The 20,947-nt window shown below is 73.9% G+C and carries 18 protein-coding genes, 4 tRNA genes and 1 pseudogene; 2 read left to right on the top strand and 21 right to left on the bottom strand.

All coding sequences use genetic code 11. The features are described 5' to 3' along the window. Positions 1–28: 28 nt before the first annotated feature. From ACGF5C_RS25995 to ACGF5C_RS25895, 21 genes and pseudogenes are all read right to left on the bottom strand, one after another. A pseudogene (locus ACGF5C_RS25995) lies at positions 29–559 on the bottom strand (alpha/beta hydrolase); the annotation flags it as partial. Continuing rightward, on the bottom strand, positions 556–2,508 hold the full coding sequence (locus ACGF5C_RS25990) for an SUMF1/EgtB/PvdO family nonheme iron enzyme (RefSeq protein ID WP_393305646.1): 1,953 nt from the start codon (positions 2,506–2,508) through the stop codon (positions 556–558). The pseudogene ACGF5C_RS25995 and the gene ACGF5C_RS25990, both read right to left, overlap by 4 nt. Continuing rightward, positions 2,505–3,443 carry a PfkB family carbohydrate kinase gene (locus ACGF5C_RS25985; protein WP_393305644.1) on the bottom strand — a complete coding sequence of 313 codons (939 nt, stop codon included), beginning with the start codon at positions 3,441–3,443 and terminating at the stop codon, positions 2,505–2,507. The genes ACGF5C_RS25990 and ACGF5C_RS25985 overlap by 4 nt, the downstream gene beginning before the upstream one ends. After that, positions 3,440–4,834, bottom strand: a complete 1,395-nt coding sequence (locus ACGF5C_RS25980) for an ADP-ribosylglycohydrolase family protein (protein WP_393305642.1) — start codon at positions 4,832–4,834, stop codon at positions 3,440–3,442. Before ACGF5C_RS25980 ends, ACGF5C_RS25985 begins: the two co-directional genes overlap by 4 nt. Next, the gene (locus ACGF5C_RS25975; protein WP_393305640.1) at positions 4,831–6,027 is read right to left on the bottom strand and encodes an ADP-ribosylglycohydrolase family protein; all 1,197 of its coding nucleotides are present in this window, start codon (positions 6,025–6,027) and stop codon (positions 4,831–4,833) included. The genes ACGF5C_RS25980 and ACGF5C_RS25975 overlap by 4 nt, the downstream gene beginning before the upstream one ends. Before the next feature lie 2 nt (positions 6,028–6,029). Next, positions 6,030–7,322, bottom strand: a complete 1,293-nt coding sequence (locus ACGF5C_RS25970) for an ABC transporter substrate-binding protein (RefSeq protein WP_393305638.1) — start codon at positions 7,320–7,322, stop codon at positions 6,030–6,032. Positions 7,323–7,358: 36 nt separating this feature from the next. Continuing rightward, on the bottom strand, positions 7,359–8,198 hold the full coding sequence (locus tag ACGF5C_RS25965; RefSeq protein ID WP_393305636.1) for a carbohydrate ABC transporter permease: 840 nt from the start codon (positions 8,196–8,198) through the stop codon (positions 7,359–7,361). Between the two features lie 58 nt (positions 8,199–8,256). Further along, the gene (locus tag ACGF5C_RS25960) at positions 8,257–9,192 is read right to left on the bottom strand and encodes a carbohydrate ABC transporter permease (RefSeq protein WP_393305634.1); all 936 of its coding nucleotides are present in this window, start codon (positions 9,190–9,192) and stop codon (positions 8,257–8,259) included. Further along, on the bottom strand, positions 9,189–10,256 hold the full coding sequence (locus ACGF5C_RS25955; RefSeq protein ID WP_393305632.1) for a LacI family DNA-binding transcriptional regulator: 1,068 nt from the start codon (positions 10,254–10,256) through the stop codon (positions 9,189–9,191). The genes ACGF5C_RS25960 and ACGF5C_RS25955 overlap by 4 nt, the downstream gene beginning before the upstream one ends. 315 nt (positions 10,257–10,571) lie before the next feature. Further along, a complete protein-coding gene (locus ACGF5C_RS25950; RefSeq protein WP_393305630.1) occupies positions 10,572–11,210 on the bottom strand; it encodes a hypothetical protein in 639 nt (212 codons plus the stop codon). Between the two features lie 135 nt (positions 11,211–11,345). Continuing rightward, positions 11,346–12,470, bottom strand: a complete 1,125-nt coding sequence (locus ACGF5C_RS25945) for a snapalysin family zinc-dependent metalloprotease (protein ID WP_393305739.1) — start codon at positions 12,468–12,470, stop codon at positions 11,346–11,348. A gap of 292 nt (positions 12,471–12,762) precedes the next feature. Then, the gene (locus ACGF5C_RS25940) at positions 12,763–13,182 is read right to left on the bottom strand and encodes an NUDIX domain-containing protein (protein ID WP_393305628.1); all 420 of its coding nucleotides are present in this window, start codon (positions 13,180–13,182) and stop codon (positions 12,763–12,765) included. Positions 13,183–13,397: 215 nt separating this feature from the next. Beyond that, on the bottom strand, positions 13,398–14,966 hold the full coding sequence (locus tag ACGF5C_RS25935) for an amidohydrolase (protein ID WP_393305627.1): 1,569 nt from the start codon (positions 14,964–14,966) through the stop codon (positions 13,398–13,400). 157 nt (positions 14,967–15,123) lie between these two features. Continuing rightward, positions 15,124–16,476 carry a hypothetical protein gene (locus tag ACGF5C_RS25930; protein ID WP_393305625.1) on the bottom strand — a complete coding sequence of 451 codons (1,353 nt, stop codon included), beginning with the start codon at positions 16,474–16,476 and terminating at the stop codon, positions 15,124–15,126. 80 nt (positions 16,477–16,556) lie between these two features. Continuing rightward, complete coding sequence (locus ACGF5C_RS25925; RefSeq protein ID WP_393305623.1) at positions 16,557–16,724, bottom strand: hypothetical protein; 168 nt, start codon at positions 16,722–16,724, stop codon at positions 16,557–16,559. A 23-nt stretch (positions 16,725–16,747) separates the two neighbouring features. Further along, entirely contained in the window at positions 16,748–17,827 is a 1,080-nt protein-coding gene (locus ACGF5C_RS25920; RefSeq protein WP_393305621.1) for an SRPBCC family protein, read from the bottom strand. A gap of 114 nt (positions 17,828–17,941) precedes the next feature. Next, positions 17,942–18,013, bottom strand: a tRNA-Gln gene (locus tag ACGF5C_RS25915). A gap of 33 nt (positions 18,014–18,046) precedes the next feature. Then, positions 18,047–18,120: transfer RNA gene (locus ACGF5C_RS25910), tRNA-Arg, on the bottom strand. Positions 18,121–18,160: 40 nt separating this feature from the next. After that, positions 18,161–19,360 carry an RtcB family protein gene (locus tag ACGF5C_RS25905; RefSeq protein ID WP_393305619.1) on the bottom strand — a complete coding sequence of 400 codons (1,200 nt, stop codon included), beginning with the start codon at positions 19,358–19,360 and terminating at the stop codon, positions 18,161–18,163. Between the two features lie 154 nt (positions 19,361–19,514). Then, positions 19,515–19,592: transfer RNA gene (locus ACGF5C_RS25900), tRNA-Gly, on the bottom strand. Positions 19,593–19,623: 31 nt separating this feature from the next. Beyond that, positions 19,624–19,696: transfer RNA gene (locus ACGF5C_RS25895), tRNA-Glu, on the bottom strand. 386 nt (positions 19,697–20,082) lie between these two features. On the opposite strand from ACGF5C_RS25895, the gene ACGF5C_RS25890 reads away from it, so the two are divergent. Continuing rightward, positions 20,083–20,538: a helix-turn-helix domain-containing protein gene (locus ACGF5C_RS25890; protein ID WP_393305617.1), complete on the top strand. Its 456-nt coding sequence runs from the start codon at positions 20,083–20,085 to the stop codon at positions 20,536–20,538. Next, positions 20,531–20,914 carry a DUF4180 domain-containing protein gene (locus ACGF5C_RS25885; RefSeq protein ID WP_393305616.1) on the top strand — a complete coding sequence of 128 codons (384 nt, stop codon included), beginning with the start codon at positions 20,531–20,533 and terminating at the stop codon, positions 20,912–20,914. Before ACGF5C_RS25890 ends, ACGF5C_RS25885 begins: the two co-directional genes overlap by 8 nt. The last annotated feature ends 33 nt before the right edge of the window (positions 20,915–20,947 follow it).

Here is a 20,947-nt window from a genome sequence, read left to right as displayed (position 1 = left end):
CGTGGCCGAACAGGTCCTGGTGGGCCAGGGCGTAGCGCAGCGCGCCGGCGCCGCCCATCGAGTAGCCGCCGACCAGGCGCGCCCCCCGGTGGGCCGCGGTGCGGTAGGTGGCGTCGACGTGCCGCACCAGGTCTCGGGTGAGGGCGGTCTCCACCGGGCGGCCGGGATCGTCCGCGCCGGTGTACCCGGAGTCGACGTACCAGTTGCCGCGGCTGCTCCACGGCGCGTCGGGCAGCACCGCGATCACCGGCGGCACGTCGCCGTCGGCGATCAGCCGGTCCAGGTCGGCCTTGACCCGGGTCCACGCCTGCATGGTGTCGCCCCGCCCGTGCAGCAGGTACAGCACCGGGTAGCGGCTGGCCGTCGCCTCGGCGTAGCCGTGCGGCAGGTAGACCGTGTAGTCGATCGGAGCGCCCAGCGCCGCGGACGGCGCCGCGGTGGTGGTCAGCGTGCCCGCGCGGAGCCGCTCCGCGCCGGCCGTGCCGGGCACCGCGCCGGCCAGGCCGAACGCGAGGAGCACGGCGGCCACGCCGCCGCCGATCCGCCAACGTCTTCTCATCGGTCACTCCTCGGGGGAAGGTCGGCGGCGCAGCGGAAGCCGACCTGGTCGGAGCGGGTCAGGCCGGCGCCGAGCAGCAGCAGCTTCACCGACACGTCCGGCGGTTGCGGGCCGCCGTCGAGATACCAGTCGGAGCCCTCGGCCCGGTACGCGGCGCCGCCCTTGAGGATCACGAAGCGGGTCCGCCCGTCGGAGTGCTCGCTCTCGGTCAGGTTCCACACCAGCGGTTCCCGGCGGTGCAGCAGCCCCGCCTCGGCTGCCACCTGCCACTCGTCCTCGGTGGGCAGCCGCAGCCCGGCCCAGGCCGCGTACGCCCGGGCGTCGGCGAGGTCGACGCCGGTGACCGGGGCGTCGGCCGGCCCCTGGCCGGCGGTGAACCGCTCGGGGCGCGCCGGACGGTGGCCGGTGGCGCGCAGGAACTCGGCGTACCGGCCGTGGGTGACCTCGTGGGTGTCGATGGCGAACCGGCCGAGCCGGACGGCGCGGCGCAGCGTGCCGGTGTGGTGCAGCCGGGGCGGCAGCGGCTTCCACTCGTTGACGTACGGGGTCTCGCCGTAGAGTCCGGTCTCCCGCACCCGGTGGCGCACGAGCAGCTCCCGCCGGCCGGCGTCGACCGCCACCATGCCGTCGGGCACGTCGCGCCGGGGCGCCCACGGCACGCGCAGCCGCTGCGCCGTCCGGGCCGGGAAGGACGGGTCGCCGACCGCCGGGTGCGCCGGCACCGACGCGTCGGCGGTGGCGACGACCGCGGCGACCGCCCCGGCCGGCAGCGGACCGCCGACGGCGACCGTGCCGTCCGGCTCGGCGGTGACGGCCAGCTCGGCGCCGGTGACCAGGTCCACGAAGCGCCGGCCGGCACGCGGCGCGGTACGCAGCCACGGCCCGTCGTGGTCGTCGCCCCGGTTCACCACCGTCCACAGTGGCTCGCCGTCGTGCGTCCAGCGGGACGCGTACACCTGACCGGAGCCGGGGTGGTCGGCGAGCGGGACCCAGTCCTCGGCGTGCAGCCACGCGGCGTGGCTGGCCTGCACCCGGCGCATCGCCCGCAGCACGGCCCGGTCCCGGTCGTTCCAGCCCACCCAGACGCCGAACACGCTCTCCCAGACCAGCACGCCGCAGCCGTTGAGCCAGGCGGAGTGCAGCTCGTCGAGATGGCTGCGGTGCCAGCGGCGGGTGTGGTGCAGCACGTGCCGGCGCTCGAACCACTTGGCGCGCAGCACGCCGGGGACCTCGGAGTCGGCGAACCACTGCGCCCACGACATCGCGTGGTCGGCGATGCGGGCCAGCGGCACCCGGCTCTCGCCTTCGAGGACGATGCCGGGGCGGACGGCGTCCAGCTCCCGGCGCAGCTCGTCGGCGCCCTCCTTGAGGGTGTCGAGGAAGACCCCGTCGACGCCGAGCGTGCCGGCCAGCGCGGCGACCTCCTGCGCGTCGGTGCCGGCCTCGCGCCGGGTGCCGGTGTCCCACGGGTTGTAGTCGACGAACACCCGCACCCCGCGCCGCTGGAAGGCGCGCACCACCTCGGGCAGCTCGGGAACGTCGCGGTAGAAGTCGAACTGGTTGCGTTCGTCCAGCCCGATCACCGGGTACGCGTGCCACAGGACGATCCCGTCGAAGCCCCCGAAGTCCCGCTCGGCGGCGTCGAGGAACGCGTCGACGGTGAAGACGCCCCGCTCGTGGTCGTAGAGCGTCTCGTCCCACAGCCAGGCGAGGCAGACGCTGAAGCAGTCGCCGGGGATCTCGTCGTAGTGCGCGCCGGTGTAGCCGAGGCGGGCACGGGCGTCGGCACGCCAGCGGGTCAGCTGCTCCCGCCAGGCCGGCCAGTCGGCCGGGTCGCCCGGGGCGGCGAAGACCTTCGCCTCGTCCAACGTGGTCAGGTCGGCGTGCCCGCCCAGCGGGACCTCCGTCGGCCGGTCGATGGGGCGCGGCACGTAGGGGTTGAAGCTCACGGGGCACCTCGGTAGGTCGCGGCGTACAGGTCCTCGATGGCGGCCCGGTCGGGCAGCGCGGTGGACGCGCCGGGGCGCTGCGCGCACGCCGCGCCGGCCGCACAGGCCCAGCGCAGGACGGCGGCGACGGCGTCGGCGTCGCGCGCGGCGCCGCGTTCGGCCCAGCCGACGGCGAGGGCGCCGGTGAACGCGTCCCCGGCGGCGGTGGTGTCCACCGCCGCGATGCGCGGAGCCGGGATCTCCAGTCGCGAACCGCGCCGGTCGGCGTATGCGGCGCCCCGAGCGCCGAGCGTCAGCACCACCCGGGGCACCAGCTCCAGCAGGGCGTCGAGCAGGACGCCCAGCTCGTCGGCGGCCGTCGCGGCGACGACACCCGCCTCGTGCTCGTTGACGACCAGCACGTCGACCAGCCCGAGCAGGTCCGCCGGCAACGGCGCCGCCGGCGCGGCGTTGAGCACCACCGTGGTGCCCGCGGCGCGGGCCCGGCCGGCGGCCTCCACCACGGTCGGCAGCGGCACCTCCAGCTGGAGCAGCAGCACGTCGGCCGCGCCGATCGCCGCCCCGTCGGCGGCGTCCAGGTCGGTCAGCACGGCGTTCGCGCCGGGGGCGACCACGATGAAGTTCTCCGCCGCCCGGTCGACCCCGATCAGGGCGACCCCCGAGGGGCCGGGGACGGTACGCAGGCCACGCACGTCCACCCCGGCGGCGACCAGGTTGTCCCGCAGCTGCTGCCCGAACTCGTCGGCGCCGACCGCGCCCACGAACGCGCAGTGCGCGCCCGCCCGGGCGGCGGCGACGGCCTGGTTGGCTCCCTTGCCGCCGGGCACGGTCCGGAAGTCCTCCCCGAGCACCGTCTCGCCGGGGCGGGGCAGTCGCGGCGCGGTGACCACCAGGTCCAGGTTGGCGCTGCCCACCACGACCACCCGCGCGCTCACGCCGGCCCGCCCTGCGTCGTGGCGACGCCGACGGGCGCCCCGGCGGCACCCGGCTCGGCGAGGGCGACGGTGCGGGCGGCCAGCTCGTCGAAGCCGATGCCGTCGAAGCCGGCGATGCTGCTGGCGAGCCGGCCGCGCAGCGGGCCGCCCCAACGCTCGGGCAGCCCGGACGCGCCGGTCAGCGCCCCGGTCACCGCGCCGACGGTGGCTCCGGTGGAGTCGGTGTCCCAGCCGCCGCTGACGACCGCGCAGATCGACCGCTCCAGCTCGCCCCGCCCGTACGCGAGGGCGGCGGCGACCAGCGCGGCGTTGTTGCGCACGTGCACCCAGTGCAGGTGGCCGTGCCGGGCGTACAGCTCGTCCACCACCGCCTCCCAGTCGTCCGTGCGCGAGCCGAGGGCGCGCGCCTCCCGGACCGTGGCGGCGAACCGGCTGCGCGGCGGCAGCACCGCCTCGCCGGCGTCGAGCACCTCGTCGACGTCGCCCGCCACCGTGGCGGCGGCGGCCAGGGACGCGACCCACATCGCCCCGTACACGCCGGCGCGGACGTGGCTGACCGTGGCGTCGCGCCAGGCCAGCTCGGCGGCCAGGTCGGGGCGGCCGGGGTTGACCCAGCCGTACACGTCGGTGCGGATCTGGGCGCCGATCCACTCCCGGAACGGGTTGTGCCGCCGCGCGGTCCCCGGCGGGGCCAGCCCCAGCAGCAGGTTGCGGTAGGCGACCCGTTCGGCGGTGAAGACCCGCCCGCCGGGCAGCCAGTCCAGCCACGCCTGCGCCACGTCGGCGCTGGTGAAGTCCCGCCCGTACGTCTCCAGCACGCGCAGCGCCAGCAGCGCGAAGTTCAGGTCGTCGTCCTCGGGCATCCCGTCGATGTTCTCGGCCAGGCTGGTCGGGGCGCTGCGCCGGTTCCACGGCCAGCGGGCCGCCACGTCGGCGGGCAGCCCATGGGCGGTGAACCAGTCGCGCAGCGGCCAGCGGCCGGTGGCGGCGAGGATCTCCCGGATCCCGTGGCGGGGGATCTTCTCGACCGGCTTGCCGAGCAGGCAGCCGGCCGCCCGGCCGAGCCACGCGCCGTGCACCCGGTCGTACGCGGCCGGGCCGGCGGGCAGCGACCACTCCGCCGGCCAGGTGGCGCGGACGGCGGCCAACTCCTCGGGCTCGTCGGGGCTGCCGGCTCCCGGCAGCGCGTCGGCCTCGTCGAGCAGCCGCGTGGCGAGGGCCCGCAGCCGGGGTGCCGCGGGCGTGGGCGACGCCCCGCTGGCCGGCGGGGTGAGGTCCCCGCCGGCCGCGCGCCACTGCTCGGCGATCGCGCCGACGTCGCGCCCCTCGTCCCGGCTGGCCGCGATCTCGTGCGGCAGCAGGTCCTCGGGCTGCACCCAGGTGATCCTCACCGGCCCGGCTCCCCCGGCGCCTGCTCCGGCCCGGCGGGGTCGGTGCCCCGCGCCGGATCCTCGGCGAGGCCGGCGAAGCGCTCGGCACGGCGGGCAAAGCGCTCCCGGTCGCGGTCGAAGACCTCCGTGGCCACCGCGGCGAGCACCCGGGCGGGCGCGACCAGGTCGGTGCGGGAGGCGGTGGCGACCGCCTCCGACCACTCCACCGGCACCGCCGCCGCGCCGCCGAGCGCCCCGGCGATCGCCGCCGCCATGGTGGCGGTCGAGTCGGCGTCCCGGCCGTAGTTGACCGCGCCGAGCACCGCGTCGCGGAAGTCGCCGCCGGCCACCACCAGCATGCCGATCGCCACCGGCAGTTCCTCGATGGCGTGCAGCCGGCTCGGCCGCCGGGCGCCCAGCCCCGGGCTGCGGTACTCCTCCCCCACCGTGTCGAAGGGGGCGACCGCACCGCGCAGCGGGCCGATGGCGGCCCGCCAGTCGTGGTGGCCCCGGGCCTCCTTGACTACCGCGTCGATGGCCGCCCGGGTGCCGTCGCGGGCCAGGTCGAGCGCGGCGGCGACCACGTCCTCGACGCCCGCGCCGGGGGTCGCGGCGGCGGCGACCGCGGCGGCGAAGACCGCCGCGGCCTCCCGCCCGTAGCTGTGCTGGTGCGCTCCGGCGATCTCCACCGCCTCGGCGTATGCCCCGGCCGGGTCGCCCGCGTTGACGAGGCCGACCGGGGCCATGTACATGGCGGCGCCACAGTTGACGATGTTGCCCACCCCGCCCTCGCGGGGGTCGGCGTGCGCGTGGTGCAGGCGGGTCACCAACCACCGCTCGGCGGCGGCGAGCCGGTGGAAGGTCACCCCCTCGCGCTCCAGGTCCGGGATGTACACCACCCGCTCGATCAGGTCGGGGACGAGCAGTTCCACCACGTCGTAGGCGTCGAGGTGGTCGCGCTTGGCCGCGTACGCCCGCACCAGCGCGTGGGTCATCAACGTGTCGTCGGTGATGTGCCCGTCGCCCTTGTGGTACGGCGCGAGTGGCCGCGCGGTCGCCCAGTCGGCGTGGTACGGGGGCACGATGCCCTCCACCCAGCCGCCGAAGCGGGCGCGGATCTGCTCCGGAAGTGCCGTCTCGGTCGCCCCGCCGAGGGCGTCACCCACGGCGGCGCCGACGAGACATCCGACCGACTTGTCGAGAAGGAGAGACATGGTTACCTCAGAACCTGCTTGCCACCGTCGACCAGCTGCGTGCCGAGCTGGTCCAGGGTGATCTTGTTGGCGAAGTACTGCTGGAGGGCCGGGGTGGCGTACTTGGTCTTCCACTCCGGGTAGCCGTCGGCCTTCTGGAACGGCGCGACGGTCAGGTCGGCGGCGCTGTCGGCGGCAACGTCCCAGCCCTGCTTGCCACCGGTCAGCTTGACCAGTTCCTCGTTGGCCTGCTTGCCGGTCGGGATCAGCCAGTCGCCCTTGGCGAGGGTGGCCATGTTGGTCGGGTTGAGGAAGAACTCCAGGAACTGCGCGGCCTGCTTCTTGTGCGCCGAGTCCTCGCTGACGGACAGCGTCTGCGGGTTCGCCGCGTGGGTCGCGGACAACCCCTTCAGCGGCGGCAGGGTGACCCACTCGAAGCCGGCCGGCGCCTGCTCGACCATCTGCTGACGCAGCGACACCGAGCCCGGCAGCATCGCGTACTTGCCGCCGAAGAAGCCGGGCAGGGTGTCCGCGCCGCTCATCCCGAGCGCCTCCGGCGAGGCCGACTTCGCGGTGTAGATCATGTCGTGGATGCGCTTCGGGACCTCCTTCTCGGCGTCGCCCACCTTGACCTCGGTGCGGCCGCCGTCGGTGTGGAAGAACTTCCCGTCGAAGTTGAGCGCCAGGTTCAGCACCCGGTTGGTGGGCGACTTCAGGGCCCAGGCCGCGCCGTACTGACCCGGCTTGGTGAGCTTCTGCGCGTTGGCCTGGAACTCGTCCCAGGTCCAGCCGCCGTCGGCCGGCGGCACCGCGATGCCGGCGGCGTCGAGCAGCTTCTTGTTGGCGATGACGACCTGCGACTCCAGCAGGAACGGCACGCCGGTGATCTTGCCGTCGTAGGTGACGGTGTCCCAGATGCCCTGGTCGATCTGGCCCTTGAGGTCGTCGGAGACGAGCTTGGACAGGTCGGCCAGGTAGCCCTGCTTGCTGAACTCGCCGATCGCGGACGCCTCGTAGTGCACGATGTCGGCCGCGTCGCCGCCCTCGAAGGAGGTGAGCAGCTGGTCGTGGACGGAGTTCCAGTCGCCCTGGACGTACTCGACCTGGATGTCGGGGTGCTCGGCGTTCCACTTGGCGACCAGGTCCTTGTTGGCCTGGAGCGACTCCTTCTGCCACGCGAGGCTGAGGAAGCGCAGCTTGACCGGGCCGGACGTGGACTCGTCGTCGCCGCCGTCGCCGCACGCGCTGAGCGCGCCGAGGCCGACGACCGCGACCGCGGCGGCCGCGGCGAGCCGACGGAATCTGGTACGGAGCATGGGGGTTACCTCCTGGGTGGTGGGTGGGGGACGGTGTCAGCCCTTGACCGCGCCGGCGAGCGACCCGGACGAGAGCCGGCGTTGCATGAACGCGAAGAAGATCAGGCTGGGCAGGGTGGCCAGCAGCGAACCGGCCGCGAGGGGGCCCAGGCGGGCGGTGCCCTCGATGCCCACGAACCGGGCGAGCGCGACCGGCAGGGTCGCCAGCTCCGGGGTCTTGATCAGCACGAGGGCGAAGAAGAACTCGTTCCAGGCCGAGATGAACGAGAACAGCGCGGTGGCGACCAGGCCGGGGGCGAGCAGCGGGAAGACCACCCGGCGCAGGATCTGCACGCGGCTGGCGCCGTCGACGGAGGCGGCCTCCTCCAGTTCCCGGGGGATGTTGCGGACGAATCCCTGGAGCATCCACAGCGCGAACGGCAGCGCCCAGACCACGTAGATGAGCACCAGCCCGGCGTGCGTGTTGGCCAACCCGACCTGCCGCAGCACCAGGAAGATCGGGATGATCAGCAGCACGAACGGGAAGAGCTGGGACAGCAGCACCCAGCCCAGGGCCGCGGTGCCGAGCTTCGAGCGGAACCGGGCCAGGGCGTACGACGCGGGCAGCGCGACCAGCACGGTGAGCAGCGCCGAGGCGAGCGAGACCTGGAGGCTGTTCAGCGCGGCCCGGCCCAACTCCTGCTCGGTGAACGCCTGGACGAAGTTCTGCACCGTCGGGTTGGTGGGGATCAGGGTCGGGTGCAGCTGGACCAGCTCGCGGGGCGGCTTGAAGGCCGTCGAGATTAGCCAGACCAGCGGGAACCCGAGGAAGACCAGGTAGCCGGCCAGGGCGAGATACTGCAACGCCCGCCCGGTGCGGCTCGGCTTTCCGAACATCACTGCCCTCCGATCAGGACTGCGGGGCTCGCAAGCTCACTCCTCGCACTGATCACGACTAGTTCGCCTCCCTCAACCGGCGACGGAGATACACGGCGAGCAGCGCCACGATGATCACGACCATCACGTTGCCGAGCGCGGCGGCGTAGCCGTAGTTGCCGTAGCGGAACGCCTCCTCGTAGGCGAAGAGCATCGGCAGCATGGTTTTGCCGCCCGGTCCGCCGGCGGTCAGCACGTAGACCAGGCCGAACGAGTTGAAGTTCCAGATGAAGTCCAGCGAGGTGATCGCCACGATCACCGGGGCCAGCGCGGGCAGCGTGACGTGCCGGAACCTGTGCCAGGTGCTGGCGCCGTCCACGGCGGCGGCCTCGTGCAGCTCGCGACCGACCCCCTGAAGGCCGGCGAGGAGCACGACGGTGGTCTGCGGCATGCCCGCCCACACCCCGACGACGATCACCGCGGGCAGCGCGGTGCCGAAGTCGCCGAGCCAGTTGGCCCGCAGGCCGTCGGCGCCGACGCGATGGAAGAACTCGTTCAGCAGGCCCGCGTCCGGGTGGTAGACCAGCTTCCACAGGATGCCGACCACCACCGGTGGCATCGCCCACGGCACCACGGCCAGCACCCGTGCCACGCCCCGGAAGCGCAACCGTTGGTTCAGCAGCAGCGCGAGCCCGAGGGCCAGCAGGAACTGCAGGACGGTCACCCCGAACGCCCAGAGCAGGCCGACCTGGAAGGAGTTCCAGAACAGCTCGTCGCCGAGCAGCTCGCGGTAGTTCGCCAACCCGGTGAAGCTGACCTCCACGTTGCGCCCGGCCCGGGCGTCGGTGAACCCGAGATACATGCCGCGTACCAGGGGGAAGACCGACAGCACCAGGATCGGCAGCAGCGACGGGAGCAGCAGCAGGTAGATCATGGTCCGGTCGGAGCGGGACCGGCTGTGCCGACGGGACGCTCCGGCCCGGTCGACGTCCGGCCGCTCGGCCACAGTCGTCATGACGGCATCTCTCCGGTGGACAGGCTGGGGGCGGGCACGGCGGCCCGGCTGGAGGCGCGGACGACGAGGGTGGGCGACACCTGCTCGCGGCGGGGCGGCAGGGCGGGGTCGGCGATCCGCTGGAGCAGCAGTTCGGCCGCCCGGCGACCGCGCTCGGCCGAGCCGAGCGAGACGCTGGACAGCTGGGGGAACATCATCTGGGCCAGCTCGGTGTCGTCCATGCCGATCACCGCCACGTCCTCGGGCACCCGGTGCCCGGCGGCCAGCAGCGCGTGCAGCGCGCCGACCGCGATCAGGTCGTTGGCGCAGACCAGGGCGTCCGGACGGGCTCGGGCGAGCAGCCGTTCGGTCGCCGCGCGGCCGGCCGCGTACTGGAAGTCGCCGACCTCGACCAGGCGCTCGTCGAGGGGGACGGCGTGCGCGGCGAGGGCGGCGCGGAAGCCGGCGTCGCGGGCCGCGCCGGGAACGGTGTCCAGCGGGCCGTTGACGAAGCCGATCCGGCGCCGCCCGCTGGCCACCAGGTGGTCCACGGCCAGCGCGACGCCCCGCCGGGAGTCGGTACGCACGTTGTCGACGGGCGCGTCGGCGCCGAGCTGGCCGATCACCACCACCGGCACCGGGCTCTGCACCAGCGCGGCGAGGTGGTCGTCGGTGACTCGGATCGGCGACAGGATCATGCCGTCGACGTAGCGGTTGGCCAGCCGGCGCAACAGTGCGGTCTCGTTGGCGATCTGCCCACCGGTGGCGTGGACCAGCAGCTGCCGCCCGGACGCGGCCACCACCGCCTCGATGGCCCGCATCATCGACACGTAGACCGGGTTGCCGATGTCCTCGACCGCGAGCGCGACCAGTCCGGTGCGCTGGGACTGCAACGACCGGGCGATGGCGTTGGGCACGTACCCGACCTCCGCCGCCGCGGCGCGGACCTTGCGGATGGTCTCCTCGCTGCCGCCGACACCGTTGAGCACCCGGGAGGCGGAGGCGATGGAGACACCGGCGCGGGCCGCGACGGTGTGGACGGTGGGCCGGCTGTCGGCCGACTCCGGTAAACGTTTACGACCCACGCCCTGGCACCTCCACCTGTTTCCTGTAAACGTTTCCGGGAGTTTGCGCCGCGCGTGGCGAGAAGGTCAAGGGTCCGTTACGAAAACGTTTCCAACAGGAGCTACGCGCTGGTCAGCGCGTCATCGCCGGACTACCCGGGGTGCCCACGGAACGGGACGGCGCTGCCGGCGGTCCGCACGGAACGGGCGACACTGCGGCGCGCACGAGCGGGGCTACGCCTACGGCGCGCACGGGGGCAGATGCCCCACGGCGTTCCCCGATGTGGGCCCACGCCGGGGTGGTGGCCGAGGTGGACGCGGTGGCCGGCGTCTCCGTCAGGACCGGCGTTGACGCTCCTGGCTCAGCCGCTCGTCGAGCCGGCCCAGCTCGTAGATGGCGTTCAGGTTCGTCGGCAACCGGGTCACGTTGTCGACCAGGGGTTCCCCGGCGGGATCGGGCGTGGGCGCGGGCGCGCCGGACGGGCCCACCTGCGCGACGGCGTGCCGACGCCGGCGCAGGACGAGCAGCACCGGCACGACCACGGCGGTCGCCGCCAGGCCGTAGAGAAGCCACCGCTCCGCCGGTTCCCCGTCGCCGTCCAGCGGCGGGGCGGCGACTGTGGACGCATCGCCCGAGGTGCCGGTCCGCCCGTTCGGGGCGGGCACCGCCGCCTTGCGCTCGCCCGGCCCCTCGGCCGTCCGGGCCGGATCGGCGGCGCGGGTGGACGTGGTTGTCGACGTGGACGGGCCCGGCGCGACCGGCGCCGCCGACGGGCGGGGCGACGCCGGGGCGGTCGAGCCGGACGGGACCGGTGTCGGGGAGGCGCCCGGGGAGGCCCCACCCCCTCCGGTGAGCAGGTCGTCCACGATCTGCCCGATACCGCCGAGGAGGTCGCCGACCGGCCCGCCCGAGGCCGACGGCGTGGGCGCGGGAGCGAGCGCCAGGGTCAGGGCGAGTGCGGCCACGGCGGACATGGATCACCTCGGAAGGGGTCGATGTGTCACGCACGGTACCGCACTGCGGGTGGTCGCCGCGTGACACCCCGGCGCGGCGGCCGGCCGACGACGGACGGGGGGACGCCGCGCGCGGCGTCCCCCCGGGTCGGGTCGTCAGACCGGCAGACCGCCGACCTGGGTGTTGATCCAGGACCGGATGGAGGGCAGGTCGACGTAGATGGACGGGCCGGTGGCGCAGGTGGAGTTGTTGTTGCCGGACCGGCTGGTGGCGCCGATCAGGCTCCACACCCCGTTGATCCGGCGCACCTGCGGGCCGCCCGAGTCGCCGTAGCAGGCGCCCGAGTTGCCGTTGGTGTTGTTGGTGCAGATCTCGTACGGGCCGTTGATGCCGATGCAGCGGCTGTCCGACACGATCGAGGTGTCCAGTTCGTACGCCACGGTCGGGGCGCCGCCGCAGCCGGGGGTCGGGCAGGTCTGACCCCAGCCGATGATCCGGGTGGCGGTGCCGACCGCGCCCGAGGTGCTGGGGATCGGCGCCGGGGCGTAGCCGACCGAGCTGGACAGTTGCAGCAGCTTCACGTCGACGCTCGGGTGGTTGACCGCGCGGATCACGGAGACGACGGTGCCGCCGCTGTTGCGGTAGATGCTGCCCACCCGCACCGAGGACGGCGTCGAGCAGTGCCGGGCGGTGACCGCCCAGTTGGCCTTGATCAGCGTGCCGGTGCAGCCGGAGACGTACACCATCCACGGGTAGTTCTCGGTGGCCGGCCGGCCGCCGACGACGTACGGCTGGATGTCGTCGCCGTCGTTCCACGTGTACGTGCCGGTGGGCACCGCGGACGCGGCCAGGCCGCCGGCGAACAGCGAGTTCACCCGGGACGCCTCGGTGGCGCTCGGGTACGCGTTGCGGCAGGAGACCGGCGCGCTGCTGCCGGACATCAGGTCGGAACACAGCCCGGTGCGCCGGTCCGGCAGGCCGAGGATGTGGCCCAGCTCGTGGCTGGCGATGCGGGTGCGGTCGTACCCCTGGTTGACGGCGGTCCAGCCCATCCAGATCCGGCCGGAGCCGAGCCCGGTGACCTGCGCCCGCGGCCAGCCGCTGTCGACGTAGATGGTGACGTTGCCCGGCGTGCGGGCCACCAGTTGGACGTTGCTGACCTGGCTGTTCCAGATGGCTGCGGCCTGGTCGAAGTTGGTGCGGAACTCGCCGGCCCGGCTCGCGTCGTAGTAGACGGTCCGGGCGGCGGCGGACGCGCTGGCGTCGGTGGCGACCTGCATTCCGGTTGCGGCCAGGACCGCCGCCAGCACGGCGCCCGCCGTGCGCAGCAGTTGTCGTCGGAACATACACGCACTCCCTGCGGTTGTCCGGCGGCGTGCCACCGCCGGTCATCGATGTACGTGGATGTTAGAACGAGGACCGCCGATATGCGGCATAACGGAATCGTCATACCGGCGCCCCCGCCCGTACACCGCCAGGCCAGGTCGAGGGGCACGCCCGTCCGCCGCCCCGGGGACGACGGCGAGCGACCCACGGGTGCGCGCCGACGGCGACGATCGGACGGTCGCGTGGTCAGGGCAGCGGGTCGGGAAGCATCGCCAGGGTGGCCGGCAGTTGCGAGTGCAGCGGCGCGGGCAGGGCGCCGCGGGTGAACCAGCCGATCCGGTCGAACTTGTGCGGCTCGCCGATGGCCACCTCCGCCGGGTCCACCCGGACCGCGAAGAGCACCGCCACCCAGTGCGAGGGCGGGTCGTCGCGCAGCACGTTGCGCACGCCGAGCAGGGAGACCGACCGTGGCGTGGCCGCGTACTCCTCGGTGACCTCGCGGACGACCGCCGCCTCGAAGCTCTCGCCGAACTCCAGCGCCCCGGCGCCGGTGTCCCAGGCCCCCGGCTCGTCCCGGGCACCGGCCGCGCGCCGGGCCAGCAGCAGCCGGCCCGCGCCGTCGTGGCAGACGAAGACGCAGGAGACCTTCGGCGTACGGCCGGTCATCGGTGGTCCCTTCCGAAGGGGGTTCAGGGTGCGGCGGCAATCCGCACCTCGGCGACGGTGATCCGCGCGTACCGGACGAAGCGGCCGGCGCGTCGGCGCGGGTGGCCCCCCGCCGGTCACGTCCTTCCCGGTGCCGGCCACGTCACCGGGTCCCGGTGTCGGCGCCCCGAGCCGTGGCCGACGCGCCGCTGGCCACCGTCACGCCGTCGCGGCGCTCACCCGCGCTGCCAGCGGATCTCGCCGCCCACGACGGTGGTCATGACCCGGGTGCGCAGCACCGCGTCCGGAGACTCCAGCCAGGGGTCGGTGTCCACCGCGATGAAGTCGGCCAGCATGCCGGGCGCGAGGACGCCCTTGCGGTCCTCCTCGCCCGCGGCGTGGGCCGCCCCGAGGGTGTGGGCGGCGAGCGCCTCGGCCATGGTGAGCCGCTGCTCGGGCTGCCAGCCGCCCACGGGCGTCCCGTCGGGACGGCTACGGGTCACCGCGGCGTACAGGGCGGCGAAGGGGTTGGGGTGCTCGACCGGGGCGTCCGAGCCGAAGGCCAGGCCGACGCCGGCGTCGAGCATCCCGCGCCAGGCGTAGGAGGCCAGGTCGTGCCCGGCCAGCAGGGTGTCGACGAGGTCGATGTCGCTGGTGCAGTGCACGGGCTGCATCGAGGCGGCGACGCCCAGCCGGGCCATCCGGGCCAGGTCGCCGGCCCGCAGGTGCTGGGCGTGCTCGATGCGGTGCCGCAGCCCCGGCGTGCGGCCGACGGCCTCGTAGGCGTCGATGACGAGGTGGTTGGCCTGGTCGCCGATGGCGTGCGTGGCCACGGCGATGCCGTTCTCCGCCGCCCTGGCGAAGAGCTTGACCAGGTCCTCGTACGGCGTGACGGCGATGCCGACGTTGGAATGCTCGCCGGCGAAGGGCTCGCTCATGTGACAGGTGTGCGAGCCCAGCGCCCCGTCGCTGAAGATCTTCACAGGCCCGGTGCGGAACCAGTCGTCGCCCTGCCCGGTGCGGCGGCCCTCGGCGATCGCCTCCTCCAGGTGGACCAACGGAATGGCCTTGTGTACGCGCAGCTTCAGCTCGCCGGCCTCCCGCAACTCCAGGTAGGCCGCCCGGCAGTCCTCGCCGTCGATGTCGTGCACGCTGGTCAGACCGAGGGCGAGCAGTTCGTCCTGCACGACGCGGAGCTGCTCGCGCAGGTCGCGGGAGACAATGAGGTCCTCCAGCGGGCGACAGGCCGCCTCGCGCAGGATGCCGGTGGGTTCCCCGCGCTCGTCCCTGACGATCTCACCACCCACCGGGTCGGGGGTGTCGGCGCCGATGCCGGCCAGGCGCAGGGCCGCCGAGTTGGCCCACACCGTGTGGCCGTCCACGCTCGGCAGCACGACCGGCAGCTCCGGACAGACCGAGTCCAGGGCGTACCTGTCCGGCTGCCTCGGCGGTTCCCAGGTGTTGCTGTTCCACCGGCCGCCGAACAGCCAGGCGCCCGGTCGCAGCCGCGCCGCGTGCGCGGCCACCATGGCCAGCGCGTCGTCCAGGGAACGCACGTCGCGCAGGTCCACCGCGTCCAGGCTGTGGGCGTACTGCGCGGTGTGGATGTGGGCGTCGTAGAGACCGGGGAGCACGGCGGCGCCCGCCAGGTCGACCAACTCCGCGCCCGGTCCCGCGGCGGCGCGCACCTCCGCCTCCGTGCCGACGGCCAGCAGTCGCTCGCCGGCCACGGCCATGGCCCGGGCCGACGGGTTGCCGGCGTCCCCGGTGCGGATGGCGGCGTTGCGGTACACGCGGATGCTCATGTCACCTTCAGGGGCTCGAGTGATGGATGGCCACCCACTGTAGGAGTGGCGGAGAGAAGTCGGAAGACACCGCCCCGGTCGCCCGTGACCGGCCCCGACGGCGGTGGGCGCGACCGGCCTGCGGCCGCGCCCACCGATGTGTCCGGACAACGACGGGTCAGCGACGCGGGAGGAAGACGAACTGCCGCTCACCGTTGGTCGCGGCGGGCAGCGAGAATCCTCCGATTCCCGGCAGCGACAGGAACGGGATCTGGGTGTCCTGGGGAAGCTCCTCGATCTTCCCGGTGCCGACCGCGACGGTGACGGGCACGTCCGCGTCTCCCCCCTGCCCGTAGCCGTAGGCGGTGCCGTCGTCGTCGACGGACACCAGGCGGACGCTCTCCTGCTCGCCGTCTCCGCCGAAGCAGTAGCTCTTGCCCTTCTCGAAGTCCACGGCGATGGTCCCCGCAACCGCGTAGCGGCCGTTCGGCGACAGCACGGGCTGGTGGGAGGCTCCGTCCAAGCCGCCCCCCGGGTCGCATACCACGGACGTCCGCAGCTTTCCGGACTTCAGGTCGTGCACGGCTGCCACCGGGATGCCGCCCTGCTTCGTCAGGCCCTTCTCGGCGTTCCAGAGGGAGAAGACGTGCTCGCCGACGACAGCGAACACCCGGCCGTTCTCGTACTTGCTGACGAACTTCAGATCGGCGCCCGGCGGCACGGCGTCGCTGGCCTGCCAGACGCCGGGGACGCCGAAACCGGCCGGACTGAGCGTGACGACCGGGCCGTCCGGGGAGAGCCCTGCCACCGAACCGCTGATGCAGCCCGTCTGCTCGCAGTAGGGCAGTCGCACGCTCTCGTCGTACGTCTTGACGCGGTCCTTCGACAGGTCGATCGCCGCGGCGTGGTCGATGCCTTTCTCCTCCCAGCTGACCAGGAGCCCGTTCCCGCCGTCGACGACCTTCGCCGGGCCGTAGGCATCCATCGGCACGGTACGGGTGTGGGCGGCCGCGACCTCCGTTCCGGAGGAGTCGGCCGGGTAGGCGACGAGGGAGACCGTGTCCTCGTCCGTGAACCGAGGGGTGTACGCCCAGACGACGACGTACTCACGGCCCTCCTCGTTCGCGACGAGGAGTTGAGGCAGGTACGACGGATCGGGCTTCACGTCCTCGGGAAGGGCCGGCGGCTGCCACTGCTGGCTGCTCCAGCGGGGCGCGCCGGTGACGGCGTCGCGAGCCTCGACGACGTAGCCCTCACCCTCCTTCTGGAGGAAGGCGACCACGCCCGCCTTCGCCGCGGCTCCCACCGTCAGGTTCTTTGCTTCCTCCGGCAACCAGCCGACGGTCTCCTGCCAGCCCTTGGCGGTGTCGAACCCCTCCGGCGCCTTCACCACGGGCTGCGGAGACGCCCCGGCGCTCGGCGACGAGCCGCCCGGATCTCCGCCGCGCGCCCCGCCGTCGTCACCGTCGCCACAGGCTGCCAGCATCGCGGCCGCCACCATGATGGTGACGGCCCTTCCCACACCCCTCATGCACACCTCCTCCGAGCGGGGAGGCGTTCCTGGTACCGCGCCTCCCCCAAGATCATCCAAATCGCCGGGAGGGGAGCCTGTCAAAACGGACGGGCTCCGGCATGAGCACGGTGGCCGTGATCGGCGACCGGTACGAGCAGGTGGAATCCGGCCTCGCCGCCGCGGACAGCGTCCATCATGGCCATGATCACATCCGGGCCGTCGACGTGGTCGCCGCGCGCGCCGGGCGCTTCGGCCGGCGGCAGCACGGGCCGGGGCAGGGTCGCGGCCGTCACAGGCCGGCGCAGGGGCTGCCGCCCACCGCGCAGCCCTCGGGCGCCCTCGCCCTCGGGTCGCTGTCGCGAACCTCGAACGTGAACGTCCGCGACTGTCCGGCCTTCACGGGTGGCCCGGTGAAGGTGACGGACTGCCCGTCCTGCCGCCAGTCGGCGCCGCTGGCGTCGGAGACCCGGCCGCCCCCGGCCAGCGTCACGACCACCGTCCAGTCCTTCGCGGCCACGCCGCCCGGGTTGTCGACCACCACCTCGCCGGTGTAGCCGAAGAGCCGGGTCGACACCGTCTCGTAGCGGGCGGTCACGGCGGGCCCCGACGGCGCGGCGGAGGTGGGCGTACGCGAGGGCCTTGCCGTGGGGGTACGGCTCGGGCGGGTGGCGTCCGGGGTGGCGGTCCGGGTGGGGCGGGCGGTGGGGGTCGACCGGGGCGAGCCGCTCGGGGTCGTGGCGGTGGGCACCGGCGCGGACGCCGGTCCGGCGGCGCGGTCCGGCTCGGCCGGCAGCACCGCCCACACCGCCACCCCGACGGCCAGCGCGGCACCGGCCAGCCCGGCGACCAGCAGCGGCCGGCTACGGCGGCCGGCCGGCACCGGCTCGTCGTCGAACGCCTCCGTGACCGGTATCTCGGCCGTCATCCCGGCCTCGCCACGGCGCAGGTCCACCTGCTGGAAGGCCAGCCAGTCGAGGATCGCGGGCAGCCGATTGGTAAGGGCCTGCCGGTAGCACTCCTCGCGGCGCTCGCGCTGCTCGTCGGCCCAGACGCCGTGCTCCAGAACCTCGCGGACCGACAGCCGGCAGCCCTCGGCGGTGGCGGTGACGGCACAGGTCAGTCGGCTGCGCCGGCCGCCCTCGAGGCACCGCAGCGCGATCAGCTCCGGTTCCTGCCGTTCGGTGATTTCCGCGTCGACGGCGGCGCCGAAGCCGGGCAGCCCCGCCGTGTGCAGCAGCAGCCGGTTCTGCGTGCCCGCCATCGTCTCGACCTCGGCGAACCACCGGGCGAGCAACTCACGATCCGTCAAGGCGCACCACACCCGCTCGGCGGGGTGGAACAGGTCGACCTCCGTGCCGATCTCGCTCACGGCGAGACTCTACGGTTCCGGTCGCGGGAGCGCCGGGCGGGGCGGCACCGACGTCCATCCCGGACGCCGGCCCTCGCCGATGTACGGACCGCGTCGACGCGGCCCCCGGCCTCGCTGCGAGCGGAGGACTCGAACCTCCATCGCCCGTTCCAGAGACGGGTGTGCTGCCGATTGCACCAGCTCGCAAGGGGTTCCGTCCCGCGTCGCGGGTCCGGACCGTGCCCCGACCAGGATTCGAACCTGGGCTCCTCCGGTTTCGTAGACCGGCGCTCTCTCCGCTGAGCCACCGGGGCGGGCGACCGGCGCCCACCCCTCCTGGGCGCCGGTCGGCGGTCATCCCTTCACGCAGACGACCTGCTTGAGGTGCGCCACCACCTCGACCAGGTCCTCCTGCTGCGACATCACCTGGGTGATGTCCTTGTACGCGCCGGGGATCTCGTCGACCGCCCCCGCGTCCTTGCGGCACTCCACGCCGGCGGTCTGCGCGGCGAGGTCGGCGGTGCTGTACGTCCGCTTCGCCTGCGCCCGCGACATCCGCCGCCCGGCCCCGTGCGACGCGGAGCAGTACGCGTCCGGGTTCCCCTTGCCCCGCACGATGTACGACCCCGTGCCCATCGACCCGGGGATGATGCCCAGGTCCCCCCGACCGGCCCGGATCGCCCCCTTGCGGGTCACCAGCACGTCGACGCCGTCGTAGCTCTCCTCCGCCACGTAGTTGTGGTGGCACGAGGTCGGCTCGTCGTAGCGCACCTGCGGGAACTGCTCCCGCACCACGCCGCAGAGCAGGGCGAGCATGACCGCCCGGTTGCGCCGCGCGTACTCCTGCGCCCACCACAGGTCCCGGCGGTAGGCGTCCATCTCCGGCGTACCGGCGAGGAACACCGCCAGGTCCCGGTCGGGCAGGTCGGCGTTGTGCGGCAGCCGCCGGGCGACGGCGATGTGCCGCTCCGCCAACTCCTTGCCGATGTTGCGGGAGCCGGAGTGCAGCATCAGCCACACCCGGCCCTCGTCGGCGCCGCCCTGCTCCAGGCACACCTCGATGAAGTGGTTGCCGCCGCCGAGCGTGCCCAGCTGCCGCTGGGCCCGCGTCTCCAGCTGCGCCACCCGCCGGTCGAGGTCGGCGAACCGGCGCCAGAAGTCGTCCCAGCCCGACTGCTCCAGGCCCCGGATCCGGCGCGGGTCGACCGGCTTCTCCCGCTGGGCGAACCCGACCGGGATGGTGGCCTCGATCGCCGACCGCAGGCCGGCCAGGTCGTCCGGGAGGTCGGCGGCGGTCAGCGAGGTGCGGACCGCGGACATGCCGCAGCCGATGTCGACGCCGACCGCCGCCGGCGAGACGGCCTGCCGCATCGCGATGACGGAGCCGACCGTGGCGCCCTTGCCGAAGTGCACGTCGGGCATGACCGCGACGCCCTCCACCCACGGGAGCGCGCCGATGTTGCGCAGCTGCTGGGCGGCCTGCGGCTCGATGCCGTACGGGTCGGTCCAGACCCGGACCGGCGCGCGGGTGCCCGCGAGCGGGGTGAAACTCATCGTCGTCTCCTCGTGTTGTCGGCTGGTCGGCGCCGGTCTCGGCGCGACCGGAAGGATCGACGACCGCCCGGGAATCGAACCCGGCGGGAGGGGCGTGCACGACCCCCTCCGCGCCCAGCGCGCGGCCGGCCCGGCGGGCGCGGGGCCCGGCGGGTGGAGCGGTTGGCCGGATTCGAACCGGCGGTCTTCACCGTGGCACGGTGACGCGCTGACCTTGCTGCGCCACAACCGCGTGCCTGCGACACCGCTCGGGCGTCGCCGCGTAGGCCGTACGGGGTTCGAACCCGTGACCTCCCGGCTGAGAACCGGGCGAGCTTCCCGTTGCTCCAACGGCCCGTGCGAGGTTCCGGGTGGACGAAAAAGCCGCCCGGTCCCCGGTGGGGTGGGCGGCTGCGCGTACGCGCTGGCGCTAGTCGCGCCGCCACCCCGGCTGCCGGCCCTGCTCGGGACGGCACTGGCCTAGGGCACGCTCCCCGGTGGACTGCGAGGCACCGCTGTGCGGGGTCGGCCACACGGCGTCGGTGCGGGTGCGCTGCGACACGGCGTACTCCCCTGGGTCGTTCGGTTGACCTTGCGCCGATGACGGTAGGCGCGCCGGACGGTGGCCGCAATGAATATTCGCGTGCGGGCGCCTGGGGGCAGCGGCCAATGAGGCGCGCGTCGCAGAGAGGGCGCATTCAACACTTCCCTATCGCTCCCTATCTGCACTAGATTAGGGAGTGATGAATGAGGAAATGTACTCGGTCGAGCAGGTGGCCGAGCGGCTCGGCCTGCACGTGCGCACCGTGCGCGGCTACATCCGCGCCGGCCGGCTGAGGGCGGTGCGGATCGGCAAGCAGTACCGGATCGCCCGCGCCGACCTCGACGCCCTGACCGGGCGGCCGGAGCCGTCCCGTCCCGCCACAGGCCCGGCGGTGGAGGTGTCGAGCATCGTGCAGATCGACGGCGTCGACCGGGCCGCGGCCGACCGACTCGGCACGCTCGTCCTGGCCGGGGCGAACACCGGCCACGACCCCGGCCACCCGTTGCGCGTCCAGACCGTCCACGACGAGGAGCGACACCGCATGAAGATCGTGATACTCGGCGGCGCCGCCGCCACCGCCGAGGTGCTGCGCCTGCTCGACGCGGTGCTCGACGGCGACAACGGCCTGCTCACCCGGGAGGCCGGGAATGCCTGACGTGGTACGGGAGCGGGCCGGCGTGCCGGTGCTGGTGTGCGACCCGGACGGCCCGCTGGTGGCCACGGCGCAGGACGCGCTGGACCTGATCGGCGCGGCCTTCCTCGGCGCCGAGGTGGTGGCCGTGCCCGCGAGTCGGCTGGACGCGTCCTTCTTCTCCCTCGGCACCCGCTTCGCCGGCGAGGTCATGCAGAAGTTCGTCAACTACCGCGTGCGCCTGGTCGTCGTCGGCGACATCTCCCGACACCTCGCGGCCAGCGCTGCCCTGCGCGCCCTCGTCCAGGAGTCGAACCAGGCCGACCACGTGTGGTTTGTCCCCGACCTCGACGCGCTCGACGACCGGCTGCGGGCCGCGACCCGGGCGACCCCCGGCTGAGCGGCCCGGCTGCCGCCTGCCCGGGGTCCTCCA

This window comes from Micromonospora sp. NPDC047620 (assembly GCF_043205005.1).
Taxonomy (GTDB): Bacteria; Actinomycetota; Actinomycetes; order Mycobacteriales; family Micromonosporaceae; genus Micromonospora.
Note: the sequence above shows the minus strand (reverse complement) of the source record. Positions and strands in the feature narration are given on the sequence as shown.